The sequence below is a fragment of the Pigmentiphaga sp. NML030171 genome, from assembly GCF_002188635.1.
GTDB classification, from domain to species: domain Bacteria; phylum Pseudomonadota; class Gammaproteobacteria; order Burkholderiales; family Burkholderiaceae_B; genus Pigmentiphaga; species Pigmentiphaga daeguensis.
In genome coordinates this window covers 62,264-88,310 of sequence record NZ_NINX01000044.1, presented here as the reverse complement: position 1 = coordinate 88,310, position 26,047 = coordinate 62,264, and the positions used below count along the sequence as shown (strand labels likewise).

Below are 26,047 nucleotides of genomic sequence, written 5' to 3'. Positions count from 1 at the left end.
GATATCCAGCTGCGTGTCATAGCGGCCCGACGCCGCCATGTCCGGCCGGCCGGCAATGTCGAAGAAGCGATGCCACTGGTCGCGCGTATAGGGGCCGCCGCAAATGTGCCCGTCGCTCGTGGCGTGGCCACGGGCATCGCGGCGGCAGGCGAGGGCGCGGCGGGACGCGCCGGCGTCCCGTTGCCGCGCCCCTGCAAGGCGGCGATGATGCGCGCCACGTCGGGATCGCGCTGGATGGCCGGGGCGGCACGCGGGCTTGCCACCGGCTGCAAGGCCGACGAGGTGGCGGCGGCGCTGCCGCCTCCCAGCGCCAGGCCGCGAGTCTTGATCGCCGCGCCGACGGTGGCGGTGTCGGCGCTCGATGCCTGCGGCAGGAAAGGATGGCCGTTCTGCTCGCCATAGGCCACGCGCAGGGTTTCGCCGCTTGCCAGCCGGATCTTGCCGGAGCCCTGGATCTGCAGCGAATACAGCGCATAGGCATCGTTCACCCAGGCCAGCACCTGCGCGTCCAGCGCGCGCCGCTCGATGTCCTGGCGCGACCAGTACGGCACGATGCGGCTGCCCTCGACCCGCACGCGATAGCGCTTGTCGCGGATACCCGGCGTCAGTCCGCCCATGTCCACGTCGTACTGGCGCGCCCCGGGCGAGCCGGGGGCGGCGGGCGTCAGCCGGCGGTCGTCCAGCCGCAGCCACTGCCGCTTGCCCGCGGCCGCCACCTGCGCGTCCAGGAACAGCAGGTCGGCCGGCACGCCGTGGACGGGGTAGGGGTAGCGGGAACTGCGCGTGCGGCTGCCTTCCAGCAGCGGTTCGTAGTAGCCGGTGATGACGCCTTCGTCGCTCTGGTCCGGGTTCTGCATGGAATAGGCGTGGAAGCGCTGTTCGAAGAAGGCGCGGATGCCGCCATCGTCCGTGGCCGCGATGCGGCCGGCCGCCGCGCACAGCTCATCCCAGACCGGTTTCTTGCCCAGCGCCAGGCAGCTCTGGCGGAAGGCGCTCAGGCTCTCGCGCGCCGAGTCGGCCGACCAGCCGGGCAGGGCCGAGAACGGCACCGGCTCGAAGCGCGCGTACCGGGTGGAGAAAGGCGTGCCCAGGCCCTCTGGCTGCGGCTGCGCGGGCGCACCGCCGTCCGTGGCGGGAGGCGCGGCGGCTGCCGCGGGACGGGCGGCGCCCGCGGGCGACGGCGCCGGTGGCATCGGTGGCGTGGGCGCGGTCGCCGCGGCCGTGGGCACGGCGGGCGGCGGCTGCCGCGTGGCCGGCGCGGTGCAGGCGGCCAAGGCCAGCAGGCCGGCACCGGCGGCGGCCGTCATGGTCAGCCCCCGGGGCGGGGCCACACGAACGTGGCTGGTCTCGGGCGTCATGGCGCTTCTCCCGACAGGATCCTGGCCATGCAGTGTGACGCCGCGCCGGCGTCCGTTCCATACCACTTAGGGCGTAGGACCCATCCCCGGCCTGTGCGAGCCTCCCTTCAGCGGGAGGCGGCCCTAGGGAGAAGAGGCCGCGAGCCGCTGCTGTTGTTCTCCATATTCGGCGGCCAGCCGCGCCAGCCGGGATTGCCGCGCCTGTTCCGAGACCCACTGGCCCTGGAGGGCCTGGCGCTGCGCGAGCTGGTATTCCAATCGCAATACCTGCACCAGCACCCGGTTGTCGGCGAGCGGGAAGCCGGCCAGTCCGTGCAGCCGGCCCAGCACCACGCGCTCGGCGTCGGCGCGCGCGCCGGCGCCATGGCCGTAGCCGCTCAGGAAGGCGCGGACCCTGTCGCGCATCGCGTCGGGGAAGCCTCGTTGCATGACGATGGCGCCATGGGGAATCAGGTCCGATTCCCAGATGATCTTCAGTTTCGCCGCTTCCTGGGGGAAGTGGGAGCGGAAGCGATCCAGGTCGGCGGTGTTGTTGGTGGCCACGTCCACATCGCCGTTGGCCACCGCCAGCGCCGTGCCCTGGTGGCCGTCCACGAGTTCGCTGGGGAAATGGCGTTCGATCGCGATGCCGCGGGGCGCGAACAACTGCAGCTGGGGAATGACGTAGCCCGACATCGATTGCGTCTCGCCCATGCCCAGGCGCCACTTGCCGGGCTGGTTCAGCACGTCGTCCAGGCTCTGGATGGGGCCGTCCTTGCGCACGATCAGGACCGAGCGGTAGCCGGGCAGTCCGTCCGGCCGCACCACCTGGTTCAGCACCGTCATCCCGTATTGCAGCACGGCTTCGAGCGCGAGCTTGCCCGACACGAAGGCCAGGTCCACGCGGTTTTCCTGCATGGCCAGGCGCAGGCCTTCGTAGGAAGTAAAGGACAGGGCGACGACGGGCCGGCCCACCGAGGCGCCCATGTCGTCCAGCAGCGGCTTCCAGTCCTGGCGCGATTCCAGCGCGCCGCCCAGCGGCAGCACGCCGAAACGCAGCGCGGCCTCCTGTGCCCACGACATGCCCGGCAGGACGGCCAGCGTGATGCTGGCGAGCAGCAGCGCGAACGACATCCGGCGGACGAGGAACTGGTCGAGCGTGGACACGGTAACGGGAGCGTGAATCGGGGCATCGGATCATCGCACCAACCCGCGCGGACAGAAAGAGACGACATATTTGGCAACAGAATCTGCAAGAATCGAATTCGCTTGTCTTGGCGAACGGGGCTATCCACAATCACGAGACCTTCACTATCCGTCTCCGCATGGCCGCGCCGTCGCGTCTCGCCGATCTTTCCCGCCGCTCCGTCGGCAGCGTGCCGCTTGCCGTGCGGCTGATGCTGCTCAGCCTGGTGCCGGCCGCGGTGGCCATCCTGTTGGCCATGTCGGTGCTGGCCCGCCATCACCTGACCGAGCTGACCGAGCTGACCGAGAACAACGCGCGGGCGGTGGCCCGGCAGGTTGCCACGCTGTCGCGCACGCCGCTGATGCGCATGGACCGCCGCGCGCTGCTCAACGCCGCGCGCGTGGGCAGCCAGCAGCCGGGCGTCAGGCAGGTGCAGATACGCACCCTGGATGGCGAGATCGTGGCCCAGTCGGGGTTCTGGACCAAGCCCACCGATCCGCCGGGACTGGAGGTGCTCGAACCCATAGATAGCGAAGAATCGGCGCGCGCCGGCGAAGTCATGGTCGAATTCGACCTGGAATCCATCGCCGCGGCGCGCCGCAACCTGTGGTCCACCCTGGCAGCGTTGCTGGGCGCCTGCCTGCTGGGCGTGGGCATCGCCGGCTGGTGGGCGGCGCGGCGCATCAGCGCTCCCATACGCAAGCTGGCCGAGGTCGTCGACCGGCTGGGCGAAGGCGAGGAAGTCGTGGTCGATACCGGCGCCACCGCCGAGGTCGGCCGCCTGCAGCACGGTTTCAAGGTGGCGGCCCAGGCGCTGGCGGACAGCCGCAGGACCATGGAGAGCCAGATCGTGCAGGCCACCCAGGAACTGGCCCTGAAGAACGCCCAGCTCGAGGCCGCCAACCAGGGCAAGACGCGCCTCTTGGCCGCGGCCAGCCACGACCTGCGCCAGCCCTTGCATGCGCTCACCCTGTTCGCCGATGCCCTGCGCTCGGACGAGACCGATCCGCCGCGCCTGGCCTGCATCGCTTCCATCCAGGAGTGCGTGCATTCGCTGGACCGCCTGTTCTCCGAACTGCTCAACCTGTCGCAGATCGACGCGGGTGCCGTGCGCGTGCAGCGCGCTGTGTTCCCGCTGGACCACCTGTTCGACGACATCAGCCGCAACTTCCGCCCCCAGGCCGAGGAACAGGGGCTGCGGCTGGTCGTGCGCAAGACCGACGCCTGGGTCGATTGCGACTACGTCATGCTGTCGCGCATCCTGAACAACCTGGTCAGCAACGCGCTGCGCCACACCACGCAGGGCGGCGTGCTGGTCGGCGCCCGGCGGGACGGCGCGGGAGGCCTGCGCATAGGCGTGTGGGACACGGGCGTGGGCATCGCGCCCGAGCACCAGCAAAAGGTATTCGAGGAGTTCTACCAGGTGGACGCGTCCAGTTCGCGCGGATCGCGCGGGCTGGGCCTGGGCCTGGCCACGGTGCGCCGCCTGTGCGACCTGCTGCACATGCCGCTGCGGCTGCAATCCCGCGTGGGCCGGGGCACGGTGGTGTCGGTGGTCGCGCCGCAGGCGGCTCCCGCCGAGGCACCGCCGCCCTGCCCGGCGCAGGGCGCCAAGGTGGATTTCACGGGCATGTTCATGCTCGTGATCGACGACGAGCCCAATATCCTCGAAGGGCTGTCGCTGGTGCTGCGCAACTGGGGCGCCGAGGTGGCCGTGGCCGAAAGCCGGTCGCAGGTGCTGGCGCTGGCGCAGCAGTGGACGCGGCCGCCCGACGTGGTCATTACCGACCTGTTGCTGCGCGATGGCGAGAACGGGCTCGAGGTGCTGCGCGCGCTCGACGCGCATCCCGGCATGCGCGGCCGCCGCGCGGCGCGCCTGCTGGTCACCGGCGAGACCAAGCCGGACCGGCTGCGCGAGATCGCCGAGGCCGGTATCGCGGTGCTGCACAAGCCGGTGACCAGCGAAGTGCTCAGGCAGGCGCTGGCTGGGGTGCTGCGCGCGGCGGCCGCTACTTGACGGCATAGGCCTGCGTATTGAGCTGCAATACCGCGTCGAACTGCACCTTCTCGCGGTCGGGCCCCAGCGACAGCAGGGCGTCCACCTTGAAGCGCAGCACGCGTTCGTACTGGCGAGGCGGCTCCAGCCCCACCCTGACGCGCGACAGGCGGCTTTCGTGCTGGCTGATGGCCGCCTCCAGCGCGCGCCGTATCCGGTCGCGATCGTGCGGGCTGAGCAGGCTATAGGACGAGAAATCGGGAATGCCGTAGGTCAGCGACGACTTGCGGCATTCGGCATAGGCTTGCGGAATCAGGCGCGCGCCTTCCGAGCGCGTGTTCAGCAGCGCTTCCAGGTCGCGCGAGACGGCCTCGCGCAGCGCGTAGATATCGGCGCGGCCGCTGTCCGGCGACGCCGATTCCAGGCGTTCGATCAGGCTCTTCATTCAGGGCCGGCGGACGGTTGCCCGTCCGCCGTCCATCACACCTTCACGTTCTTTTTCAGGTCCCAGCCCGCGGACGCGTTGCCCGACGACTTCCCGTCGATGCCTATCTTGCTGTAGGTCATCTCGATCTTGCCGAAGCCCAGCGCGACGGCTTCCAGCGGTACGTCCTGCGTATTGTCGGAGGCGCCGTCGCGGTTGACCGAGGTCACGATCACGTCGGTCAGCTTGTACTCCATGTACTTCTCTTTCTGGCCGCCGGCGCGGTTCAGCGTGATGGTCGCCTTGGGAATGGTGGCCCCGGTGCAGCAGTATTCGAACAGCTTGGGGCTGGCGATGTCCAGGTTGTGCAGGAAGGTGAAGTTCTTCACCTCGACCCGCGCCGATCCGAGGTTGCCCGACGACGATGCGGTGTTCGACTGGGGCTGGGACGCGCCGAAGCCGTAGTTCTGGATCTCGATCCAGTCCTTGTGCTTCTCGTCCGTGCTTTCCCCCTTGATCCCTTCAAGCTGGATGAATGCGTCGAATGCCATGATTCAGACTCCTCGTGGTGAATTAGCGGGCCGACTGCGGTAGTTCGGCCACCAGGCGCAGCGAGACGCTCAGTTCGTCCAGCTGGTAGTGCGGGCGCAGGAAGGCGGCGGCCTTGTAGGCGCCCGGCTTGCCGGGTATCTCGGCCACTTCGATACGGGCTTCGCGCAGCGGGAACTGGGCCTTGCGTTCCTGCGAGGCCATGTCGTCCAGCAGGACGTACTGCGCGACCCAGTTGTTCAGGTAGGTCTCGACGCTGGCCTTCGAGGCGAAGCTGCCGATCTTGTCGCGCATCATCGTCTTCAGGTAGTGCGCGATGCGGCTGACCGCGTAGATGTATTGCAGCTGCGACGACAGCCGGGCATTGGCATTGGCGGCGTCGGTGTTGTATTCCTTGGCCTTCTGCGCCGACTGGGTCGAGAAGAACGCCGCGTAGTCCGTGCCCTTGCAATGCACCAGCGGGATGAAGCCCAGGTCCGCCAGTTCCTTCTCGCGCCGGTCGGTGATGGCGATCTCGGTCGGGCATTTCAGCGCGACCTCGCCGTCGTCGGTGGCGAAGGTGTGCGTGGGCAGCCCCTCGACCAGTCCGCCGCCTTCCACCCCGCGGATCGCCGCGCACCAGCCGTAGCGGGCGAAGGCATCGGTGATGCGCGCACCCAGCGAGTACGCGGCGTTGCTCCACAGGTACTTGGAGTGATCCTTGCCGGTCACGTCTTCCTGGAAGTTGAAGGCCTCCACCGGCGCCGTGTCCGGGCCGTAGGGCAGGCGCCCCAGTACGTGCGGCATGGCCAGCCCGACATAGCGCGCGTCCTCCGACGCGCGGAAGGATTTCCACTTGGCGTACTCGACCGTGTCGAAGATCTTGGCCAGGTCCCGCGGCCCCGCCAGGTCGGTGAAGCTCTCGAACCCGAACAGCTCGGGCGAGGCGGCCGACAGGAAGGGCGCATGCGCCGAGGCGGCGATGTGCGACATCTCCTCCAGCAGGTACATGTCCTCGGGATGGCGCGTGAACTCGTAGTCGCCGATCAGCGTCGCGAAGGGCGCCCCGCCGAAGGTGCCGTACTCTTCCTCGTACACCTTCTTGAACAGCGCCGACTGGTCGAAGTCCGAGGCGCTCTTCAGGTCCTTCACCAGTTCCTTCTTGCTGGCGTTGAACAGCTTGACCTTCAGCGTGGTGCTGGTCTCCGAGCTGTCGATCAGGTACTTCAGTCCGCGCCAGCTGCCTTCCAGCTGCTGGAACTCGGGCGCGTGCATGACGGCCGACAATTGGTCGGACAGCACCGCGTCCAGCTGCGCGATGCGCGCGTCGATGGAGGCGATGGCGTCGCGCGAGATCGTCACCTCGCCGTCGGCGATCTGGCCGACCAGCTCGGCAATCAGGTCCCGCGCCCGTTCCTTCTCGGAATCGGAGCGCGCGATGCGGCTTTGCGACAGGATGGAATCGAGCAGCGAAGCGGACTCGGCTTCGGCGGATGCGGCGGGCGCCGCGCCTTGTTGCTGGGTGTCGGCCATGGGCGTTCTCCGGTGGCTACGGTGCGTCAGGCTTCGGGGGTGTCGTCTTTCGCGACTTCCCGGGACAGCTGGGCGATCTTGTCGGTGTTCTGCAGCACCTCGCTCAGCAATTCCTCGAACTTGTCGTTGCCGGCCATCTTGTTGCGCAGGTCGGCCAGCTTCTGGCGGGCTTCCAGCAACTTGCGTAGCGGCTCGATCTGCTGCACGAGCTTCTCCGGCTCGAAATCGGCCAGGCTCTTGAAATTCAGCGTCACGCCTATGCGCGATCCGTCGTTGGTCAGCTTGTTGTCCACCTGGTATTGCAGGCGCGGCTTCATGCCCTTGAGCACGTCGTCGAAGTTGTCCTTGTCGATGTTGACGAACTTGCGGTCCTTCAACCGGGGCAGGGGCTCCTCGGGCTTGCCGCTGAAATCGCCCAGCACGCCGGCGACGAAAGGCAGTTCCTTCTTCTCGATGGCGTCGCCGATCTCCACGTCGTAGGTCAGCTGGACCCGGGGCGCGCGGACACGGTCGAGCTTGTGCTGGGTGCTTTCCTTCTTGGCCATGATCGCTCTCCTTGGCGTAGCCGGCGGTCGAACGGGAATGCGGTGCAGTCTAGAAAGGCGGGGCCGGCGGTGGTAGTAGCCAGACGGCCAGACGTGGAGATAGGCCGGAAGGGGTAGGGGGTGAATGCTGCCTGCGAGGCAGGACGGAATTGTCCAGCGTGGTGTGGGCGGCGACGTTATGGATTCATATGATCGAACGGATAGCGAGATCTCGTCGAATATCTATAAATAGGTATAATTAATGAGGGTGATCGAGTTGAAGCCGCTGCGATGGATCGCGTCCGCGAGAAAAGACCTTCGCGCGATGCCGGAAGCCGTGCAGAATATGTTTGGCTATGCCCTCTACCTGGCCCAGGGCGGCCAGAAGCACCCGCAGGCGAAGCCGCTCAAGGGGTTTGGCAGCTCCGGTGTGCTCGAGGTAGTCGAAGATTTCCTGGGCGACACTTACCGTGCTGTCTATACGATCCGTTATCCGTCGGCCGTCTATGTACTACATTGTTTTCAGAAGAAGTCCGTGCGTGGTATTGCCACGCCCAGGCCGGACATCGAACTGATCAGGGCTCGGTTGAAGAGTGTGGACGAGTACGAGGCCAGAGCATGAATGACACCAAGGATTTCCCTATTGAGCAAGGCACGGAAAATGTCTACTCGGATCTGGGGTACCCGGACGCCGCCGACATGCTCGTCAAGGCCGAATTGGTCAGAGAGATCTCGCAGATCCTAATGGATCGCAAGTTGACGCAGCAGCAGGCCTCCAACATCCTGGGCATGCCGCAACCGAAGCTGTCCGAGATGCTGCGAGGGAAGTTCCGAGGCATCAGTCAGGCGAAGATGATCGAATGTCTGAACAGGCTGGGCCGCGACGTGGATATCGTCGTCCGGAAAACCAGGCGTCAGGCGGCGGGGCACACGCAAGTCGTCGTGGCCTGAAGAAGGCCCGTCACCCCCGCGGCACCCCTATCCGATCCCGTATCACCCCCAGCACCGAATCGTCGCTCACCACCTCCGCCAGCCATTGATCCAGCGGCATGTCGGCCCAGCTGACCGCGCGTTCCAGCAAGAAGGACACGGGGCTGTGCGGCTCCACGCGCTTGAAGTGGGCGGCGATCTCGCCCACGGTGCGCAGCAGCTCGGCGCGGGCCTGGAAATCCACCACCACGCGCGGCACGGCCATCGTGGCCGCGGCCGCCGGCACGGCCTGCAACGCGGGCGCCGGCGTCGCGGCAGGCACCGTGGGAACGACGACCGCGGTTTCGCCGGCCTCCTGTCCCTGTCGGGGCGCGATCCCCAGGTTCTGCGCCGCCCGCCCCAGCACCTGGCGCGCGCGCTTGAGCCCGTCGCCCAGGTCGGCCAGGCTGGGCGCCTGGCGGCCGAAACGCTGGTCGACCAGCGCCTGCAAACGGTCGAAGGCGGCCTGCGCCGCGTCCACGGCGGCCAGGGTGTCCGACACGAAGCCCGGGCCGCTGCCTTCGATGGCCTTGTCCACCGACTCCCCCGTGGGCTTGCCCGCGTCCAGGGCCTCCTGGTAGGCGGCGGCGTTCTGGCGCGCCAGGTTGTCCACCTCGCGCGAGTCCTGCCAGTCGATCAGCGTGACGTAGGGGGCGGACGCGGTCAGCGGGGCCTTCTTCAGGGCCAGTCCGCCATAGCTGTTGAACCAGGCCAGCTTGCTGGCGCGTTCTTCCAGGTCGTCGCCATCGGGCCGCGGATGCAGGCCGTCCCAGTAGGTGTCCAGCAATCCGTGCAGCACGTCCATGGCATCGGCCGCGCCAGCCAGTCCGTGGCGGGCGATCAGGGCCTCGCCCAGCCAGACGGCGGCCTGCAGGTCCTTGCTCTGGCTTTGCAGCACCTCGGCGGCCAGTTCGGCGGCGGCCCGCCAGTCGGCGGTTTTGAGCTCGGTCTGCCAGTCGCCCTGCGACAGCGACGCATCGTCCGCGCGGCGCGCTTCCCGGATGCGGTCGTAGGTGTCCGAGAACGAGGCGTCCTCGCCGCAAGGGTCGCCCCCGGCGATGGGTTGCATCAGTTCGGCGATATCGATGGCCATGGGAGTCTCCGGGTCGTCATTCCAGGATGGAGGTCGGCAGTGCGGCGGCCGGTTCGGTCCGGGCGTTCAGGAAGCGCAGCATCTCGTCGGACGGGCGCACGTCCATGAAGACCCGGGCCTCGGTGAAGCCTTGCTGGGCCAGCCGGGCGGACAGCTCCTTCCATTGGATGGGCCCGTACGAAGTGCGGAAATCGGGCAGCCGGAAGGCGTGCGAGCCCGAACGGAAATCGGCGATCAGGGTGGCGAAGCCCTCGGCGCCGGGATAGATCAGCGTCAGGCGGGGCCCCAGGGCAGGCGCGGGCGCGGGCGCGGGAACGGCCGCGGGCACCGCGCCGGGCGCGGCGGCAACGGGCGCCTCCGGCGGCACGGGCAGCGAGATGTGCAGGCGCGCCTCGATGCAGCTGTCGGGCGACCAGAACACCTGGGCCGTCGCCTCGGCCAGGGATTCCGCGCGGGTCGATGCCAGGTAGGTGCGCTCGCGGCAGACCACTTCCAGCACCGTGCCCTGCGGCCCTTCGCTGGCCGCACCCATGCGCGTGGGCTGCGAGAACTGGAAACTGCCGGCAAGAAAGGGCTTGTTGACCTGGGCCGACAGGATGCGCCGTTCGGCCGCGACCATGCCCTGGTAGGCGGGCGACAGCGGCAGGCCGATGCCGGCGATGCGCGTGGGCGTGCGTTCGCGTTCGGTGATGAAAGGCTGCAGCCAGTCCTTCACGAATGCCGTCAGCCGGCCCTGTTCGCCGTACAACGCATCCGCCTGTTCCTTGGGGGGCATGCCGCGCAGCGCGGCGACCACGCTTTCGTTCCACCGGGCCTGGATGAACTGGCCGGCGCGCTGCACGGTCAGGTACAGCAGCAGCCGCGACGGCCCCTGCACCACGGACCAGGCGGCCAGGTCGTCGCCCTTGAAAACGGCAGCGAACTGCTCTCCCGGCTTGTCCACGGAAGACAGCAGGGCGGCGTAGTCGGCGGCGGGCGGCTGGGCCGGCGCGCCCTTGGCGCGGAACAGCTCGGCCGCGATGTCGTAGGCTTCCTGGCCGCTGGCGTCGGCGCGCAGGCGCAGGTAGGCGCGCGCGTAGTCCGGCCGCTGGGGGCGCAGCACGCGTTCGGTGGTATCGATCTCGGCCAGCAGCCAGGCGGGGGGCTGGATGGGCTCGGCGCCCCACCACCGGCCGAACATCCCGGCCACGGCATCGGCCAGGAAGCCTCCCAGGGGGCGCCAGGCGCCCAGCCAATCATCCTTGGCGCGGGCCCACGCCCGGGTCCAGCGCGTGCCCAGGGGCAGCGCGAGGTCCAGCCCTTGCAGCTCGCGGTCGGTGGCGGCGGCCAGCAGCGCGTACGGATCCTCGGCCGTTCCCGCGCGCTTGCCCATGGCGTTGAGCTGGGGGCGCCACAGCGCGGTGCCTTCGAAGAACCTGGCCTGGAAACGCCCCCATGCGCGAAAGTACTCGCTGAAGTACTGGGCTCGGAACGTTTCCAGGACAGGCTTGCGCTCGGGAACGGCGTCGGCGGCGGTGCGCAGCAGCGGGGCCAGCACGTCCCGCCAGGTCTGGCGCGTGAACGCGGTCGACACCTGGGGCATGGCGGCCGCCTCCACGCCCACCACGCGGTCGGGCGGCAGCCAGAAGGCGGTCAGGACGATCGGGTCGCGCCGCTGGTCGGCCCAGGCGCGCACGTCGTCCGGACGAGGCGTATGGGCCGCCAGCAGGCGGGCCAGGAGCGCGCGCAGGCGCTGGGCTTCCGCGTCCAGCGTGGCCGATTGCTGCCAGCGCAGGTAGCCCATGTAGGTGGTGAGCAGGGCGGCGGCGTGTTCGCGATCGGCCCGCGCGTCCTGCTCACCCGAGACAAAAGGGCTGAACAGCCTCGCATTCTGGTCGAAGGCCAGGTTGTTCGCCGCCTCCTGCTGGCATGCGTCACTCTGCCGGCGGCAATGGTCCAGCATGCGCAGCCGCTGGGACACCGCCAGCAGGTGCTCCAGGCCGGCCTGGTTGCGCGCAAGGTCGGTCTCGATGATCTGGTCGTACGGCGCCAGGATCAGGTTGGAGAAATCGCGCAGCACCTGTTCCTTCATCCGCTCGATGTCGGAGTCGGCCCGCCGCAGGCCGAATCCCAGGCCGGTTTCGGCGCGCGCCACCTCCAGCTGCTCGATGGTCCGGCCGCAGCGGGCCAGCCAGCCTATGCGCGCGGCCGCCACCGCGTCGCTGGGTTCGCGGCAGGCCGTCTGCGTCTGCGCCAGCAGCTTGCCGTCGTCCTGCCGGGCGTTGGCGAAGCCGTAGCTCAGCATGGCCGACAAGCCCAGCATCGCGCCCACGCCCACCGCCGCGATCGCCATCTTGCCGGCGTTGCCGCGCAAGCTGGGCGAGGCCAGCGGCTGGTCGGCGGGCAGGAAGCGGGTGAAGAGATCGTCCAGAAACCCGCCCGCCACCCCGCTCTTGCCCGCGGCGGTATCCGGCGGCGACCCGGTCAGGAACAGGCCGCGCCAGCGGGGCGTGCGCTGGAAGGGATTGTCTTCCAGCATCAGGCCGACCAGGGTCGCCAGGCCGGGCTCCAGCGCGCGCACGTGCTCGACGAATTCATAGATGGCCCGGCGTCCGGCCGGCGTGGCCTGGCCGCGCAGCGCGGTGATCCGCAGCGCGTGCAGGCGCTGCACGATGGGCGTGTAGAGCTCTTCCAGCTTGCCGCCGGTGGCCGCGCTGATTTCCTCGGTATCCGACAGCCGGTGCCCCACCGCCTGCGCCAGCGCCTGTTCCGGCACGGCGGCGGCGAAGGCGCCGTAGCCGGGCAGCCGGTCCAGCCCGGTCACCACCAGATAGACGGGCAGCTGCACCTGCAGATGTTCCAGCGCCTCGTCCACCAGCCGCCGCAGCCGCATCGCCACCGGCCGCACGGCATCCGGCCCGCCCAGCAGCGTGCGCGCCGCCATGCACACGACGATGCCGTTCAGCGGCAGCTTGTCCCGTTCGGTGGACAGCAGCATCAGCGCCTGGTACCACAGCCCCCGCTCCACCCGGGCCGAGGCGTCGCAGACCGCCGAGGGCGGCGTCTCGATCGCGATCATGGACTTGAAGAACCACCATCGCCAATAACCGTCGGGCTGGGGATCGGGAGGCGGGAAGGGCGAGACCCGGTTGGCCGCGCGCAGCAGGCCGTCCACGCCCGCCTGCTCGTCGCCCACGAACAGCATCCAGGGGATGCGGTAGAGCGGATCGCGGCCCTTGCCGATCTCGGGCGAACGCTGGATGGCCTGGCGCGCCTGGGCGATGGCGGCGCGCATGCGCTCCAGCGCCACCTTCTCGTCCTCCGGGTTGCCCGGGCCCAGGTCGCCGATGCGCTTGCGCGCGAAGCCCCGGCGCGAGAACCGCTTGGCGCCCGAGGCGAACCACCACAGCACGGCGAAGGCGACCAGGCACAGGGCCAGTACCTGCCAGAACCGGGCGGGCAGCAGCGGCAGCACCAGCGTGGCCGCGAGCACGACCAGCGCGGCGATCGCCAGCAGCAGGACGACGGCGGTGGCCAGGCGGACGGGCCGCTTCTTCATGCCGGGCAGGCGTTCCAGCGGCTGGGCGATACGGTCGAGGAAGCTCATGGCGTCACCGCTTCGGTTCGGTTTGCAGGAACAGGAAATTCGCGGCCAGTTTGTCGTTGCCCCGGTGCGCGTCCAGGAACTCGCGCAGCTTGGGCAGGTAGGCCGAGGCCGGCTCGTACTCGGGCCGCTCCGCCGCGTACAGCGGCGTGGGCGAACTGACCACCGTGATCAGCTCCTGGCCGAAGGGCGGCCCCACGATCCAGCCCTCGGGTATCTTCTCGCCCACGTTGAACTGCTCGCCCGCGCGTATCAGCCGGCCGTTCTCCGGCTCGCGCTTGTTGGGGTACAGGTGGATGACCGAGCCGTCCACCGTGTAGTAGTCCACGTACAGGTAGCCGTCGTAGTCGGCCTGGCCCAGCTTGACCGTGACGCGTTCGCCTTCGGTGAAGCGGTCCGAGTGGCCGGTGGTGGGGGTGACCTGCAGGCCGTGCCGGCGATCGAGGTTGCGGGCACGGTAGGGCTTGAGCAGCGACACCACCTCGCAGTGCGGCCAGATGCGCACCTTGACGTCGAAAGTGGGCGACTTCACGCCCTTGATGGCGGCGATGTCGGTCTGCACCCGGGCGATGTCCTCGGGCCGCGAGACAAAGCCGCTGACCGCCGTCGCGCCGTTGTCGGCCACCCGCGCGTCCAGCTCCGAGCAGGCGTAGGTCTGCAATTGCCCCTGCACCAGATCCGCCACCGAAGGCCCGGTCTCGCGCGGGCCCGCCACCAGCAGCCACAGCAGATAGCCGACCGGGATCAGCAGCGCCACCGCCGCGCCGGCCTTCAGCAGCAGCTTGTCCCACTGCTTGGGATATCGCGGTCCCGACGGATCCTTCATCAGGTAGGGCTGCGGCGTGATGGGTTCCTCGCGCAGCGTGTGCAGGGCCGCCGGCGGCACGGGCAACTGGCGTCCGTGCAATTCCTTGAGCTTGCCCAGCTCGCCGGTGTCGCCGGTCTCGAAGTAGTACTGGCCGACGAACCCCAGCAGCAGCGCGTGGTAGTAGACCTCGCGCACCTCGTCCTCGTCCGACTTCAGGATGGACAGATGGTGGAAGAACTCGTTGCCGGCGTTGTTGGTGTTGAACAGCGCGACCTGCAGCGGCGTCACGCTGTTCCAGTACGCGGGGTTGCGCGTGACGATCTCGTCGAACCAGGACACCACCGCGAAGCAGGCCGACTCCACGTGCTCGGGCCGCTTGCCGGCCGCCAGCGCCGCCGCCTTCGCGGCCGCGATCAGCTTGCGCGCGTGTTCCTGCACCTCGGCGGCCCCGTTGCCGGCCGTGCCGGCGGCGATCCGCTCGTCCAGCTCCAGCCCGAACGAGAAGACCGGTGAAAAGAAATCCAGCAGGCGTGCCATTGGATGACTCCTGGTTGGGCGCTTGTTGCTATTCTTCTGCGCCGACGGGGAACAGCTTGATGACCGTCTCGTCCGCGGGGAGGTCGGAAAAGATCGAGATGTTCCGCCGGTCCTTGATGAACTGCCAGAACTGGTGCCGGGTATCGATCAGGAAATACGTCGTGTTCGGCGTCTTCTGCGGCAGTTCCTCGGGCGGCACCGGCAGCAGGTCGATCTTCAGGCCGAACAGGGCCGCCTGCAGCAGGCGCGGCATTTCCTCGCTCGAGGCGATCTTGCCGGTGCGCTGCAGGCGCTGGGCCAGCTCCATGCCCTGCACCGGCGATTCGAAGGCCAGGTAGAAACGGGTCTTGTCCGACGCGAACAGGCTGGCCGGCAGGTCGGCCTTGTGGAAGCGGCCGTCGTAGGCCAGCGTGATGCCCACTTCCGCGCCCACCGTCAGCGCCTTGATCAGCGTTTCCGCGCGCGCGAAGGCCAGCTTGAAGCAGCGCCGCAGGTCGTCGTGGTCGTACACCGGCAGCTCGGTTTCGGCGGGATTCGATTGCATGCCGCCGGCATAGCCGATCTCCTCCGAGAACACCGAGAACTCGGCCACCAGCCGCCGCAGGTCCTGGTACAACTGCCAGGGCGGCACCATGCCCAGCCGCACGTGCTCCTGCAACAGCGGGATGTAGCGCGCGAAGGTCTGCATCATCAGCACCCGCATCACTTCCTGCGCGCTGGTCGAGGCCGCGCGTATGCCGCGCTGGCGCTTGGCCGAGGCGAAATCCTGGCCGCGCGACACCACCAGGTCGCGCAGCGCGCGCGTCCAGCGCGTCAGGTTGGACGAGGCGTCCAGCGATACCAGCGGCGGCACGTAGTCCTGCGAGAGCTTGAAGCGGCCCGGGCCGTTGGGCAGGATCTCGGCGAACTTGCACGACTCCGCGCTGCCCAGCACCGCCTCGGCATGCTCGTCCAGGCTGCACACGATGCGCGGCTGGCAGTCCACGAAATCCACGTCCACCGCGGGCGCCTGCGGATCGAAGGGATCGGCCACGTGTTCCGTGCGCAACGCATGCCGCGCCGGCAACAGCGACTTCTGCTCCGGCGCCAGCCCCTGCACCGTGGGGTCGCGGGCCAGCACCAGGTAGAGCGAGATCGGGTCGTTGCCCGCCACCGTCATCTCCAGTAGGCTGCGCTCGGGAACCTGGGCGTTGCCCGGCTGCGGCGCGCCGGCCGAGCCGCCGCCCACCCAGCGGCCCTCGGCCGTCAGCAGCGCATAGCGCGCGATCCGCACCACCCCGCCCGCCAGCGCCTGCTCGTCCAGTTCCAGCGCCTCGAAGCCGCGCGGATAAGGCGCGTGCAGGCCGTGCAAGGCCCACCCGTAGGCCCGCGCCCATTCCTCGTGACATTGCAGATGCTGCGGGGCCAGGAACGCGCCCTGGCCCCAGAAAACCTGCTGTCGGTTCAACATTCCGGTGTCCTCCCCATGGCTTGCCGCCGTCCGTTCACAGCGGCTCCGCCACGATCAGGAAGCCGCGCTGGCGCAGGCGCTCCAGCAGGCCGGCGGCTCCCGTCAGATGAATGGCGCCCACGGCCACGAACATGCCGCCCTGTCTCAGCAGCTCGTCCAGCCTGGGCAGCCAGCGTTCGTTGCGCGCCTCGATCAGGCAGCGCCGCGCCCTCTCCTCGATGGGGCGGGCACGCGCGTCCAGCCCCACCATCGCGTCGATCTCGTCCAGCCAGGCCGCCAGGTTGCGGCTGCGGTAGTACTCCAGCACCCGGGCCGATTGTTCGCCGAACAGCCAGGGGGTCTGCAAACGCTGCTTCAGCACCAGCGCCTGCTCGGCCGACGGCACGCAGTCCAGCGCCGCCAGCTGCTCGTCCAGCGTTTCCAGGTGCTCGGTGCGCAACTGCATGTCGGTCGCCCAGCGCTCCAGCCGCCGGTCCAGCGTCTGCTCGCCCGCCACCTCGCCGCGCGCCTCCAGCAGCGCCAGCGCGGCCCACGGCTTCAAGCGGTGCAACAGGGCCGGCGGCACCCCCGGCAGCAGGCGCTGCAGCTCGGCATACGCCTGCGGCCCGATCAGGCCGGGCAGGCCGGCCTGGTCGGCCAGCAGCCGGTAGCGCTCCTTCGAGGCATCCCAGTGGGCGTCGTTGTCCACCTCGTTGACCAGCATCCGCGTATGGCGCATGGCCTCCCGCATCACGCCGGTGTCCAACGCCAGCTCCTCGGGGTCGCCGAAATGGATGGTGCCGAAAATGAAATTGACCGGCTCCGCCGCCGCGCCATCCGGCACGGCCGAGGGCAGGGAGGGCGCCTGCACCCGGAACAGGACGCTGCGCCACTGGCGCCAGGCCTCGGCCGGCGGATCGTCCTCGCGCGGCGCCGTGCCCGGCTGCGCGGACGCGAACGCCGGCACTCCCGCGGCGCATGCCAGCGCCAGCCACAACGACCGCAGCGCCGACCATAACCCTGGCATGGACCGGCACGGGGGGCGGGTGTGCAGTCCCATGGTCCGCGTCCTCGTAGAAAGTGAAGGCGATTCTTTCAGACGGGGTATGTCCGGGCCATATTCCGAGCGGCCTATATCGTTGGTGCAAGCCGCCGGTCCTTGCCTAGCGCGGGCGGGCCGACTATCTTTACGGTGTCAGGGAATATGGGGGAAACATGAAGATCCTGATCGCCGATGACCACAGGCTGGTCATCGAGGCCGTCAAGGTAAAACTGGCCGAACTCGGGCCCGACGTCGAATTCAGGATGGCGCTCAAGGTCGAAGACCTCAGGCGGGAAGCCACCGACGATCTCGACCTGGCCCTGATCGACCTCACCATGCCCGGCGCCGAGGGCTACAGCCACATCGCCGAGCTGCGCGAACGCCTGCCCGCGCTGCCCATCATCGTGCTGTCCGGCGTCGAGGACCCCGACGTCATGCGCGCCGCCATCGACCTGGGCGCCCTGGGCTTCATTCCCAAGGCTTATTCGCCCGACGTCATGCTCTCGGCCGTGCGGCTGGTGCTGGCCGGCGGCGTCTTCGTGCCGCAGATGATGCTGTCCGGCATGTCCCACCAACCCGCCGGCGGCGCCCGCTCCACCTCGCTGGACCAGTTGCGGGGCCTGCTGACCGAGCGGCAGATCGACGTGCTGCGCCTGCTGTCCCAGGGCAAGCCCAACAAGCTCATCGCCCGCGACCTGGGCATCAGCGAAGGCACCGTCAAGATCCACCTGGCCGCCATCTTCCGCGCGCTGGACGTGCGCAACCGCACCGAGGCGGTAGTCGCGGCGCGCGGGCTGGCCGGGCTGTAGCGTTCAAGCCAAGCGCTCAGCCATTTCCTTGATCACGTTGTAAACGATGGCGCGCAGGCAGCGAGCCTCGCCGGCGATTGTTGTTTGAAGCGCCGGCTGAGCGCGCGTTCGATCGTTCGCATCGGCCAGGAATGCCTCATACAGCAAGGAGGCCGAGTTCACCACGCTGCGCTGTTGAACATCCAGCAGTCTTGTCGACGTGTTTCGGCGAATGCCCAGCGCCGTGCCTGCCTCAATCATCAACGGCCGGTCGATTTCCGCGAATCTTCGAGCATTCAGCAGCGGCCAGGCCAACGGCGTCGCATCGGGCCAGTCTCGCCCGTCAAAGGCTGGCGTATCGTAGACCGAGGTACTGACGAGGTCATAGTGCGGAGCCAACTGTACGCCGGAGGCCGACACGAAGAAGCTCAGGTTCTTCAGGTGTGCGTCGCCGTTCCCGGTCAGCATGTTGAAGACCAGCCATGAATAGAGCCGCGTACGCGTGATGGCGGAACTTCGACACGCGTCGGCCAGGCGCGCGAGATTCTCGAGACTGCCCTGCGCGTACTTGAACGTGCGGTCCAGTCCCAGAAGCTGGCAGGCATCGATGACGTGACGTCGTTCCCAGGCTCCGCTGGTCGAGACGCGGTCGAACCGGTCGATGACATAGACCGGTTCAGGAACGTAGCGTCGCCGTACGGTCGGTACGTCCAACCCCATCCTGGATGCCAACTGCATGACGAACCATTCGTTGGCGACGGAATGCGGATAGGCCGGATCCACGTGTTCGGGTTTCAGGATCTGGAGCGAAGGCAGTGAACCCGATGGCTCATAAAGTTCGTCGTTGCGCAGTACGACGGCAAGCTTGTGCTGCGCTCCGGCCAGGGACATCCGTTTGCTCGACCCATGGGTCAGTGCAACGCGAGGCAACTGACGGATCCGGCGTGACAGCTCGCTGTCGGGCAACGGCTTCAGCCCCTCGGGAATACCGGTGTCCGGTGCGACACCTGTTTCCAGCGTGACAGAGCCCGCGGATTCCGCACCGTAATAGCCTAGCAACCCGAACGCATCCGCTGCATCGATGTGGGCGTCGGCGGCCAACAAGACGCGCTGGCCTTCTTCCGGCAATAGATTGTCGAAATACCATTGCACCGGACGCTTGCTCGCGCCGTCGATCAACGGGGCACGCTGCAATGGAAGGTGGGGGCTCAATGGATAGCCATTGCTGTCGGCGTACCAGGCCGCGTCGTACTGGAAAGCCCACAGGCCATCCTGCTCCCAAAGTTCACCGATACGGCGACCGTTGATGCTGGCAATGAGCGTGCGTCTGCTCATGGTTTTTGGGCATCACTTCCGAACGAAGCCGAAAGGCGATCTGCGGTATCTTCTGGTAGATCGAGGATGATTCGGATCCCCAGTCCGTCGAGGACCTGAAAGAGCTTTCCCCACTGCGCGGTTTCGCCGCCGCGCTCGATCTTGCTCAGAAAATTCTCGCTTACACCCACACTTCCAGCGGCATCGTCCTGGCGGATGCCCTGAGCTTTGCGGACGGCACGTACTATCGGGCCAAGGCTGGTTGCGTCGGCGAGCGTAATTTTCATGAAATCCTCACGGTCAAAAGGATTCTTGATCAGTATGCCCAATTTGACAAGAAAATCCTCATGAACTTAAGGATTTTCTATGATGAACTCGGAATTACGGAAGAATCCTTAGGACCGTGAGGATTTTCTACTCCTCCATCCACCTGACAACGTCGTCCACCTCCGCCCGCGACGTGCGGAAGGCGTTGGCGGGGTGGCCCGGATCCGCGAAGCCGAACGAAATCCCGCAGACCACCTGGCGATCCCGCCCGATGCCGAAGTGTTCGCGGATGAAGCCCGAATACTCCGCCAGTGCGGCCTGCGCGATCGTCGCCACGCCCAGGCTGCGCGCCGTCAGCATGAAATTGCCCACATAGGCGCCGCAATCCACGGCCCCGTACACGCCCAGCGCCTCGGGCGTGGTGATGATGGCCACATGCGGCGCGCCGAAGAAGCGGAAATTCTCCGCCCCCTGCCGGGCCGAGGCCTCGCGGTCGCCGCGCTGCACGCCCACGCTGTCATACAGCTGGAAGCCGCACTCCCGCCGCCGTTCCCGGTAGACGCCTGGGTACTCGCGCGGGAAAGGGAAATCGGAATGTGTCTGCGGCCGCGACATCACGTGGTCGAACAAGGCCCGCCGGAACCGTTCCGTGCCCGCGCCCGCCGTCACGATCACTTCCCAGGGCTGCGTGTTGCACCAGGACGCCGTGCGCTGCGTCAGCGCCAGGATGCGCTGGATGGTGTCGCGGGGCAGTTGCTCGGGCAGGAAGCCGCGGCAGCTCCAGCGGTCGTTCAGCAGGCGGGAGAGCGAGGCGTAGTCGTCGGCGTGGTGGGGCATGGAGCGTTTTCCGAACTGGTGGTGCCCGTGTTCCGCGGCATGCGGGCGAGGCTGTTCATCATACGACGGGCCCGGCGAGGGAGTTGTCATGACGTTCGAGGAGCCATCGTTCCATCAATGCCTCGATCTCCGTGTCCTGCGCGGGCCGGGGCGCGGACGACGTGCGCGAGAACCGTGGCGCGGGCGCCGGTTGCCGTATCCCGCCCACGTCGACGAAGGCCCGCCGCGCGAGGTGATGAGGGTGCGCCGCCGCTTCCGTCAGGCTGAGCACCGGCGTGACGCAGGCATCGCTGCCTGCGAAGACCCGGGCCCACTCGTCGCGGGTCTTGCGGGCGAAGCAGGCGGCCAGTCCGGCCCGCAACGCCGGCCACCGCGAGGGATCGTCCCGGGCATCGCGCAGCGCCGGGTCGACGCCCAGCCGCTCGCACAGTTGTGCGAAGAACGGCGCCTCGAGCGGCCCCACGCCCATGTAGCCGCCGTCGGCCGTGGCATAGACGCCGTAATGGGGGGCGCCACCGTCCAGCAGGTTGACGCCGCGCCGTTCGATATATGTACCCTTGAGCGCGCCGGACAGGCACTGGCTCATCAGCGACAGTACGCCGTCGGTGATGGCGGCGTCGACCACCTGGCCGCGGCCAGAGCGGCGTACCTCGTGCAGCGCGGCCAGTATGCCCGTCACGAGGTACAGGCTTCCACCGCCATAGTCGCCCACCAGATTCAGCGGCACGACCGGCGGCCCGCCCGCCGGTCCGATGGCGTGCAGGGCGCCGCTGAGGGCGATGTAGTTAATATCGTGTCCCGCCGCCTGTGCCAGCGGACCGTGCTGGCCCCACCCGGTCATCCGTCCGTAGACCAGGCGCGGATTGCGCGCGGCGACGGCATCGGGGCCGAGTCCCAGGCGTTCCATGACACCAGGCCGGAAGCCCTCGACCAGCACGTCGGCCGTGTCGAGCAAGGCCAGGACCCGGTCGCGCGCGTCGGGCAATTTCAAGTCGGCACGTACCACGAGGCGGCCGCGGCCGGCGATCTGACGCGGGTCGGTCGCGGGCGTATCGGGCCGGGTGATGGTGGCGACCTCGGCGCCCATGTCCGCCAACAACATGCAGGCGAATGGCGCCGGGCCCAGGCCGGCAAACTCGACTACACGCAGGCCGGCCAGAGGGCCGCCGGGGGCAGCGTCGGGTGGATCAGGCAGGCGCATGGCGTTCCTCGTGTGCGGGCGAGACGGTCCGGGCGGCATGCCTGCCCACCCGGTAGGCGAAGACGATGGCGGGCCCCAGCGTCGTGCCGGGACCAGGATACGCGCCGCGCATGACCGAAGCCATGTCGTTGCCGCAGGCATATAGGCCGGCGATGCCCCGTCCGGCTTCGTCCAGGACGACGCCGTCCGCGTCGGTGGCCAGTCCCGCGCTCGACGCGGCATCGGCTGGCCACACCGGCAAGGCATGGAATGGCGGCCGGGCAATGATGCCCAGGCAGGGGTTCGGCTGGTGCGACGGATCGCCGTTGAAGCGGTTCAAGATCGTGCTCCCCTTGCCGAAATCCGGGTCGACGCCTTCGCGGGCGTGGCGGTTATTGGCCGCGACAGTCTCGCTCAGCGCCTCGGCCTCGATGCCCAGGCGGCCGGCCAGCTCCGTCAGCGTGGCGGCGCGCAGGCCGTAGCCGCGCCGTTCCCAAGGCCCGGTGCGCCGGGTGCCGGGCGGGATCACGCCCAGACCGTAGCGGCGCACGAAGTCCGCATCGCAGATCAGATAGCACGGCATGGCCGTGTCCGGATGCGCCAGCATCGCCTCGGAAAAATGGTGATACGACGACGCTTCATTGACGAAGCGCCGGCCGCGCGCATCGACGGCAATCAGCCCTGGCTTGGGGCGGTCCAGGTACAAGTGGGGAAACAGCCGATAGCCGCCGGCTCCATCGGGTACGCGCGACACGGGTTGCCAGAACAGCGCGGGCAGATGGCATGTCAGTGCGGCACCGCCGGCCAGGGCTGCCTCTATGCCGTCGCCTCGCACGCCCGCAAACGCCAAGGATTCGATCCGGGGGTCGATGCCCAGTCGCCGCCGCAGCGCGCTGCCATGGCCGATACCGCCCGTTGCCAGTACGACCCCGCGCCGGGCTTGCAGGCGGTCTATCCGGCCGCCGGAGACCACCGTGGCGCCAACGACGCGGCCTTCCTGTCGCACCAGCGATGCCAGGGCGCACCCGAATCGCACGGACACGCCCGTGCGCAGCAGGCTGTCGTACAGGCGCGCCACCAGCGCGTTGCCCAGCACCAGCCGTGTGCCGCGTGGATAGCGCAGGCGGTCGACCGCATGACGCGCCAGCAGGCGCGCCGAACGGACGAAGGCACGCGGCGACCGATACCGCCGTATCAGCGCCTGTACGTCGGCTTTGCCCAGCATCATGCCGCCCAGCACCATGAAGTCGGACATGGGCGGCCGTACCCGGTCGAAGTGGCTGCCCAGAAGGCGCCCGTCGAACTCCACCGGTGACAACGCCCGCCCGCTTTCCGCCGCGCCGGGCAGCGGCATGTAGTCCGGATGCCTGCCGGCGCTCTGGAAATGCACGCTGGAATGCCGCTCCAGGAAGTCGATGGCCTCGGCTGCGGTGTCCAGGAAGGCCCGTCGCAGCCCGTGCGCGTCGTCGGGGCCTTGCAGGGCCTCCAGGTAGCGCGCGGCGGCTTCGCGCGTGTCGTCATGGCCTGCTTCGATGCCGTGGCGATTGCCGGGTACCCACAAGGTGCCGGCCGACGTGGCGGTCGTGCCGCCCAATTGATCCGATGCCTCGCACAGCACCACGCGCAATCCGTGCAGGGCGGCCGTGAGCGCCGCGGTCATGCCTGCGGCGCCGGCGCCGATCACGACCAGGTCGTACGTTCCGTCGTCGGGGGGCGCGTCGTCATGCATGGCACGCCACGCGCCAGTGGAGAAGGGAATAGGACGGACGGGCTTCGCGATGGTGCTCGAATACACCCGCGACCGGCGCGCCAATCTCGACCTCCTGCATGGCGTCGCCCAGCAGGTTGCCCACCATGCGTACCCCGCCCGCCTGCGGCAGCTCTACCAGCACGGCCAGGTAGGGGCCATGCTGCCTGAGCGCCGGATGGGCTGGATGCCAGACCCGTTCCCAACTGTAGATGTGGCCGAGAGGCTCGACCTCGCGCCAGTCCGGATCGAAGCGCTGGCAGCGGTGGCACAGCCATTCCGGGCCGAATTGCCACGTGCCGCAGTGAGGGCAATGCTGGACCAGTAGCCGGCCTTCGCGTAGGCCCTGCCAATACCGCGCGGAGAGTCCGTCCGGCTCTGCCGTGGGGATGGGCAGGCCGCCAGGCAGGTAATGCGGTCCGGGCGTGAAAACGGTCATAGCGTAGCCTCCGATCCCAGCAGCAGGTTGCTGGCGGGGGTGACCATGGGGCCGCCGGTCACCAGTGCGACGTCATTGCGCTGGACCGTGAGCGTCGCCGTGCCGCGCACCTGGCGCACCGCTTCGATGACCAGCTCGAAACCGTGCATATAGCATTCGGCCAGATTGCCGCCGCTGGTGTTGAGGGGCAGGCGCCCCGAGGGCGCGGACAGATTGTCCAGCGTCAGGAACGTATTGGCTTCTTCCGCGCGGAAGAAGCCATGCTCGACCAGTGCCATCACGACGCCGCCGGTGAAGTTCTCGTAGCTTTGCACCACGCCGACGTCGTTCGGCCCCAGGCCTGCCATCCGGTAAAGGTCCGGCGCCAGCGTGCCGAAGTTGGCGCTGGCGTAGTTGGGCGAGTTGTGTGGATCGGCACCCGCCCGGTAGCCGGACCCGGCCGCCGCGCCCAACAGATAGACGGGCTTGTGGGGGAAGTCACGGGCGCGTGCGCCATCCACGAGGACGATGGCGGCGGCGCCATCGTTCTCCATGCAGCAGTCGTACAGACGAAAGGGTTCGACGATCCAGCGCGAAGCGTCGTAGCGGGCTTCGTCCAGCGGCTTGCCGTGCATGACGGCGCGGGGGTTCGACTGCGCATGCCGGTAGGAAGCCAGCGCGATGGCGCGCATGGCTTCCTGGCGCACGCCGTGGTCGTGCATGAAGCGCCGCACGCGCATCGCGAAGCGCTGCGGCGGTGCCAGGACGCCGTAGGGCATGAGGTAGGCGCGTTCGCCGGACACCGTGGCCAGGTCGGCGGCCTGGCCATAGCGGCCCTGTTCCCCCTGCGCCAGCGATCGGAACACCACCACGCACTCCGCCATGCCCGCGCGGATCGCCGCGGCACCATTGGCCACGGCCGCGCAGCATCCGCCGCCGCCTCCGCCCCATTGCAGGGTGGCCGACCGCAGTTGCCGCATGCCGAGCGCGGCGGCCAGGCGTGAGGCGTCGCTGCGTTCATTGCCGTACGAGGCGAAGCCGTCGATGTCGGCGGGAGCGATGCCGGCATCGCGGCAGGCGGCCAGGATCGCTTGCAGGGCCAGCTTGAATTCGGCGTCGGGAGACTGCCCGTGCTTGTAATACCGGGACTCGCCTATGCCAGCCACCGCGACCCGGCCTTTCAGGCTGCGGTCGCTCATGACGGCGCCTCCGCCGTCTCGGCCCGTCGGGGCCGCGATCCGAAGGCGCCGGCCGCTTCGCAGGCGGCCAGCCGGGCGGCGTCGTAGCCCAGCACGTCACGCAGGACCTCGTGGGTATGTTGCCCCACCGTCGGCGCCGGTACCGGATCTGCCAGCGGCGTAGCCGAATAACGTATGGGCAGCGCCAGGTTCGGGACCCAGCCCAGTCGTTCGTGGGGAACGCGCGTCAGCAGCTTGCGCTCGCGCGCCTCGGGCGAACGCACGGCCTCACCTACGGTCCGCACCAGCCCACAAGGAACGCCGGCATCGCGCATGCGCGCCTGCCAGTGCGTCCAAGGCTGCCGCGAAAACGCCTCGTCCAGGATGGCGAACAGCTCGGTTCGCCGCTGGCTGCGAGCCGCGCCGCTGGCATAGTCAGGATGTTCAGCCAGGTCGGGGCGCTCCAGCACCTGGGCCATCAGGCGCTGGAAGATCTTGTTGCTGCCGCAGTTGATGTAGAAGGTGCGGTCCTGCGCCTGAAACGCGCCCGACGGGCAAGTGTCGGGGCTGGTATTGCCATGGCGGCGCGGCTCCTCGCCGCTGAACACATGTTGCAGCGTGGCGTAGCCGGTCATCAGCACCGCGCTGTCGAACAGCGCGACCTCCACGGCTTGCCCCTGGCCGGTCTTCCCGCGGGCGACCAGCGCACCCAGGATGGCATTGGCGGCCATCATCGCGGTGCTGATGTCCATGACCGGAGATAGCGCACGCACGCCCTCGCGGTCGGGATAGCCGTTCATCGAGATGAAGCCGCTCTCGGCCTGGGCAATGGGGTCGAAGCCCAGGCGGTCGGCGAACGCGCCTTCGCGTCCGTAGGCCGATACCGAGCAATACACCAGGCCGGGATTTCCCGCGCGGCATGTTGCATAGTCCAGGCCCAGCCGCGCCATGACGCCGGTGGAAAAATTCTCCACCACCACGTCGGCGCCTGCGATCAGTTCGCGGGCGATCCGCGGTCCGTCGGCGGACTTCAGGTCCAGGGCCACGCTGCGCTTGTTGCGGTTGCTCCACAGGAAGGGCGCGCCTTGGCCAATGTCGGGGTGGACCGGCGGATACTGCCGGAAATCGTCGCCGCGTACCGGGGCTTCGATCTTGATGACTTCCGCGCCCATGTCGGCCAGGATCATCGTGGCGAACGGCCCCGCGATGAAATGAGAAAAATCGACCACCCGTACATCCGCGAGCGCAAGGGGCGCCTGCGCCGGGCGGGCTTCGTATTCGGGAAAATCGCTTACCAGGTCGTGCAGCATGCTTGGGTTCCTAATGCAT

At 68.5% G+C, this 26,047-nt stretch carries 23 protein-coding genes; 4 read left to right on the top strand and 19 right to left on the bottom strand.

Annotated elements, in window-relative coordinates:
* Together CDO46_RS23085 and phnD are read right to left on the bottom strand one after the other, a co-directional pair.
* Positions 1 to 1,358: MltA domain-containing protein (locus CDO46_RS23085; RefSeq protein ID WP_087840936.1), on the bottom strand; the 1,358-nt coding region annotated here is incomplete at its 3' end.
* A gap of 123 nt (positions 1,359 to 1,481) precedes the next feature.
* A complete protein-coding gene (phnD, locus tag CDO46_RS23080; protein WP_254914661.1) occupies positions 1,482 to 2,504 on the bottom strand; it encodes a phosphate/phosphite/phosphonate ABC transporter substrate-binding protein in 1,023 nt (340 codons plus the stop codon).
* Positions 2,505 to 2,662: 158 nt separating this feature from the next.
* Between phnD and CDO46_RS23075 the strand changes: the two genes are divergently transcribed.
* Positions 2,663 to 4,540, top strand: coding sequence for a hybrid sensor histidine kinase/response regulator (locus tag CDO46_RS23075; RefSeq protein ID WP_087840935.1), 1,878 nt, complete (start codon positions 2,663 to 2,665; stop codon positions 4,538 to 4,540).
* Here CDO46_RS23075 and tssE read toward each other — a convergent pair.
* The 4 genes from tssE to tssB are packed head-to-tail and all read right to left on the bottom strand — an operon-like array spanning position 4,533 to position 7,549.
* Complete coding sequence (tssE, locus tag CDO46_RS23070) at positions 4,533 to 4,964, bottom strand: type VI secretion system baseplate subunit TssE (protein WP_087840934.1); 432 nt, start codon at positions 4,962 to 4,964, stop codon at positions 4,533 to 4,535. The genes CDO46_RS23075 and tssE overlap by 8 nt on opposite strands.
* A gap of 35 nt (positions 4,965 to 4,999) precedes the next feature.
* Entirely contained in the window at positions 5,000 to 5,494 is a 495-nt protein-coding gene (locus CDO46_RS23065; RefSeq protein ID WP_087840933.1) for a type VI secretion system tube protein Hcp, read from the bottom strand.
* Positions 5,495 to 5,516: 22 nt separating this feature from the next.
* Positions 5,517 to 7,004: a type VI secretion system contractile sheath large subunit gene (gene tssC / locus CDO46_RS23060; protein ID WP_087840932.1), complete on the bottom strand. Its 1,488-nt coding sequence runs from the start codon at positions 7,002 to 7,004 to the stop codon at positions 5,517 to 5,519.
* 26 nt (positions 7,005 to 7,030) lie between these two features.
* Positions 7,031 to 7,549 (bottom strand): type VI secretion system contractile sheath small subunit, encoded by a 519-nt coding sequence (gene tssB / locus CDO46_RS23055; RefSeq protein ID WP_087840931.1) that lies wholly within the window; start codon positions 7,547 to 7,549, stop codon positions 7,031 to 7,033.
* Positions 7,550 to 7,790: 241 nt separating this feature from the next.
* Between tssB and CDO46_RS23050 the strand changes: the two genes are divergently transcribed.
* Both CDO46_RS23050 and CDO46_RS23045 read left to right on the top strand, forming a co-directional pair.
* Positions 7,791 to 8,150 carry a type II toxin-antitoxin system RelE/ParE family toxin gene (locus tag CDO46_RS23050; RefSeq protein ID WP_087840930.1) on the top strand — a complete coding sequence of 120 codons (360 nt, stop codon included), beginning with the start codon at positions 7,791 to 7,793 and terminating at the stop codon, positions 8,148 to 8,150.
* Positions 8,147 to 8,479 carry a helix-turn-helix domain-containing protein gene (locus CDO46_RS23045; RefSeq protein ID WP_087840929.1) on the top strand — a complete coding sequence of 111 codons (333 nt, stop codon included), beginning with the start codon at positions 8,147 to 8,149 and terminating at the stop codon, positions 8,477 to 8,479. Before CDO46_RS23050 ends, CDO46_RS23045 begins: the two co-directional genes overlap by 4 nt.
* A gap of 10 nt (positions 8,480 to 8,489) precedes the next feature.
* On the opposite strand, the gene tssA is transcribed toward CDO46_RS23045, so the two are convergent.
* Genes tssA through CDO46_RS23020 form a run of 5 tightly spaced genes read right to left on the bottom strand, consistent with a single transcriptional unit; the run spans position 8,490 to position 16,974 of the window.
* Entirely contained in the window at positions 8,490 to 9,590 is a 1,101-nt protein-coding gene (gene tssA / locus CDO46_RS23040) for a type VI secretion system protein TssA (RefSeq protein WP_087840928.1), read from the bottom strand.
* 16 nt (positions 9,591 to 9,606) lie between these two features.
* Complete coding sequence (locus CDO46_RS23035) at positions 9,607 to 13,176, bottom strand: type VI secretion protein IcmF/TssM N-terminal domain-containing protein (RefSeq protein WP_087840927.1); 3,570 nt, start codon at positions 13,174 to 13,176, stop codon at positions 9,607 to 9,609.
* Between the two features lie 4 nt (positions 13,177 to 13,180).
* Positions 13,181 to 14,518 carry a DotU family type IV/VI secretion system protein gene (locus CDO46_RS23030; protein WP_087840926.1) on the bottom strand — a complete coding sequence of 446 codons (1,338 nt, stop codon included), beginning with the start codon at positions 14,516 to 14,518 and terminating at the stop codon, positions 13,181 to 13,183.
* A 28-nt stretch (positions 14,519 to 14,546) separates the two neighbouring features.
* Positions 14,547 to 15,968 carry a type VI secretion system baseplate subunit TssK gene (gene tssK, locus CDO46_RS23025; protein ID WP_087840925.1) on the bottom strand — a complete coding sequence of 474 codons (1,422 nt, stop codon included), beginning with the start codon at positions 15,966 to 15,968 and terminating at the stop codon, positions 14,547 to 14,549.
* Between the two features lie 34 nt (positions 15,969 to 16,002).
* A complete protein-coding gene (locus CDO46_RS23020; protein ID WP_176400829.1) occupies positions 16,003 to 16,974 on the bottom strand; it encodes a TraB/GumN family protein in 972 nt (323 codons plus the stop codon).
* Between the two features lie 188 nt (positions 16,975 to 17,162).
* Between CDO46_RS23020 and CDO46_RS23015 the strand changes: the two genes are divergently transcribed.
* A complete protein-coding gene (locus CDO46_RS23015) occupies positions 17,163 to 17,798 on the top strand; it encodes a response regulator transcription factor (protein WP_087840923.1) in 636 nt (211 codons plus the stop codon).
* A 3-nt stretch (positions 17,799 to 17,801) separates the two neighbouring features.
* Here the strand turns inward: CDO46_RS23015 and CDO46_RS23010 are convergent, their stop codons facing one another.
* The 8 genes from CDO46_RS23010 to CDO46_RS22975 form a co-directional block, all read right to left on the bottom strand.
* Entirely contained in the window at positions 17,802 to 19,112 is a 1,311-nt protein-coding gene (locus CDO46_RS23010) for a HipA domain-containing protein (RefSeq protein WP_087840922.1), read from the bottom strand.
* Positions 19,109 to 19,420 (bottom strand): helix-turn-helix domain-containing protein, encoded by a 312-nt coding sequence (locus CDO46_RS23005; RefSeq protein WP_243724370.1) that lies wholly within the window; start codon positions 19,418 to 19,420, stop codon positions 19,109 to 19,111. The genes CDO46_RS23010 and CDO46_RS23005 overlap by 4 nt, the downstream gene beginning before the upstream one ends.
* An 85-nt stretch (positions 19,421 to 19,505) precedes the next feature.
* Positions 19,506 to 20,195 (bottom strand): nitroreductase, encoded by a 690-nt coding sequence (locus tag CDO46_RS23000; protein ID WP_087840921.1) that lies wholly within the window; start codon positions 20,193 to 20,195, stop codon positions 19,506 to 19,508.
* A gap of 58 nt (positions 20,196 to 20,253) precedes the next feature.
* Positions 20,254 to 21,396, bottom strand: coding sequence for a CaiB/BaiF CoA-transferase family protein (locus CDO46_RS22995; RefSeq protein WP_165963017.1), 1,143 nt, complete (start codon positions 21,394 to 21,396; stop codon positions 20,254 to 20,256).
* Positions 21,383 to 23,104 carry an FAD-dependent oxidoreductase gene (locus CDO46_RS22990; protein ID WP_087840920.1) on the bottom strand — a complete coding sequence of 574 codons (1,722 nt, stop codon included), beginning with the start codon at positions 23,102 to 23,104 and terminating at the stop codon, positions 21,383 to 21,385. The genes CDO46_RS22995 and CDO46_RS22990 overlap by 14 nt, the downstream gene beginning before the upstream one ends.
* Positions 23,097 to 23,561, bottom strand: coding sequence for a Zn-ribbon domain-containing OB-fold protein (locus CDO46_RS22985; protein WP_087840919.1), 465 nt, complete (start codon positions 23,559 to 23,561; stop codon positions 23,097 to 23,099). The genes CDO46_RS22990 and CDO46_RS22985 overlap by 8 nt, the downstream gene beginning before the upstream one ends.
* Positions 23,558 to 24,739 (bottom strand): acetyl-CoA acetyltransferase, encoded by a 1,182-nt coding sequence (locus tag CDO46_RS22980; RefSeq protein ID WP_087840918.1) that lies wholly within the window; start codon positions 24,737 to 24,739, stop codon positions 23,558 to 23,560. Before CDO46_RS22980 ends, CDO46_RS22985 begins: the two co-directional genes overlap by 4 nt.
* Positions 24,736 to 26,028: a CaiB/BaiF CoA-transferase family protein gene (locus CDO46_RS22975; RefSeq protein WP_087840917.1), complete on the bottom strand. Its 1,293-nt coding sequence runs from the start codon at positions 26,026 to 26,028 to the stop codon at positions 24,736 to 24,738. The genes CDO46_RS22980 and CDO46_RS22975 overlap by 4 nt, the downstream gene beginning before the upstream one ends.
* Between the last annotated feature and the right edge of the window lie 19 nt (positions 26,029 to 26,047).

What these genes read in the sequence shown, in the direction of transcription:
- CDO46_RS23075 (WP_087840935.1), top strand. Translation starts at nt 2,663, where the DNA reads ATGGCCGCGCCGTCGCGTCTCGCCGATCTTTCCCGCCGCTCCGTCGGC.
- tssE (WP_087840934.1), bottom strand. Translation starts at nt 4,964, where the DNA reads ATGAAGAGCCTGATCGAACGCCTGGAATCGGCGTCGCCGGACAGCGGC.
- CDO46_RS23065 (WP_087840933.1), bottom strand. Translation starts at nt 5,494, where the DNA reads ATGGCATTCGACGCATTCATCCAGCTTGAAGGGATCAAGGGGGAAAGC.
- tssC (WP_087840932.1), bottom strand. Translation starts at nt 7,004, where the DNA reads ATGGCCGACACCCAGCAACAAGGCGCGGCGCCCGCCGCATCCGCCGAA.
- tssB (WP_087840931.1), bottom strand. Translation starts at nt 7,549, where the DNA reads ATGGCCAAGAAGGAAAGCACCCAGCACAAGCTCGACCGTGTCCGCGCG.
- CDO46_RS23050 (WP_087840930.1), top strand. Translation starts at nt 7,791, where the DNA reads ATGAGGGTGATCGAGTTGAAGCCGCTGCGATGGATCGCGTCCGCGAGA.
- CDO46_RS23045 (WP_087840929.1), top strand. Translation starts at nt 8,147, where the DNA reads ATGAATGACACCAAGGATTTCCCTATTGAGCAAGGCACGGAAAATGTC.
- tssA (WP_087840928.1), bottom strand. Translation starts at nt 9,590, where the DNA reads ATGGCCATCGATATCGCCGAACTGATGCAACCCATCGCCGGGGGCGAC.
- CDO46_RS23035 (WP_087840927.1), bottom strand. Translation starts at nt 13,176, where the DNA reads ATGAGCTTCCTCGACCGTATCGCCCAGCCGCTGGAACGCCTGCCCGGC.
- CDO46_RS23030 (WP_087840926.1), bottom strand. Translation starts at nt 14,518, where the DNA reads ATGGCACGCCTGCTGGATTTCTTTTCACCGGTCTTCTCGTTCGGGCTG.
- tssK (WP_087840925.1), bottom strand. Translation starts at nt 15,968, where the DNA reads ATGTTGAACCGACAGCAGGTTTTCTGGGGCCAGGGCGCGTTCCTGGCC.
- CDO46_RS23020 (WP_176400829.1), bottom strand. Translation starts at nt 16,974, where the DNA reads ATGCCAGGGTTATGGTCGGCGCTGCGGTCGTTGTGGCTGGCGCTGGCA.
- CDO46_RS23015 (WP_087840923.1), top strand. Translation starts at nt 17,163, where the DNA reads ATGAAGATCCTGATCGCCGATGACCACAGGCTGGTCATCGAGGCCGTC.
- CDO46_RS23010 (WP_087840922.1), bottom strand. Translation starts at nt 19,112, where the DNA reads ATGAGCAGACGCACGCTCATTGCCAGCATCAACGGTCGCCGTATCGGT.
- CDO46_RS23000 (WP_087840921.1), bottom strand. Translation starts at nt 20,195, where the DNA reads ATGCCCCACCACGCCGACGACTACGCCTCGCTCTCCCGCCTGCTGAAC.
- CDO46_RS22995 (WP_165963017.1), bottom strand. Translation starts at nt 21,396, where the DNA reads ATGCGCCTGCCTGATCCACCCGACGCTGCCCCCGGCGGCCCTCTGGCC.
- CDO46_RS22990 (WP_087840920.1), bottom strand. Translation starts at nt 23,104, where the DNA reads ATGCATGACGACGCGCCCCCCGACGACGGAACGTACGACCTGGTCGTG.
- CDO46_RS22985 (WP_087840919.1), bottom strand. Translation starts at nt 23,561, where the DNA reads ATGACCGTTTTCACGCCCGGACCGCATTACCTGCCTGGCGGCCTGCCC.
- CDO46_RS22980 (WP_087840918.1), bottom strand. Translation starts at nt 24,739, where the DNA reads ATGAGCGACCGCAGCCTGAAAGGCCGGGTCGCGGTGGCTGGCATAGGC.
- CDO46_RS22975 (WP_087840917.1), bottom strand. Translation starts at nt 26,028, where the DNA reads ATGCTGCACGACCTGGTAAGCGATTTTCCCGAATACGAAGCCCGCCCG.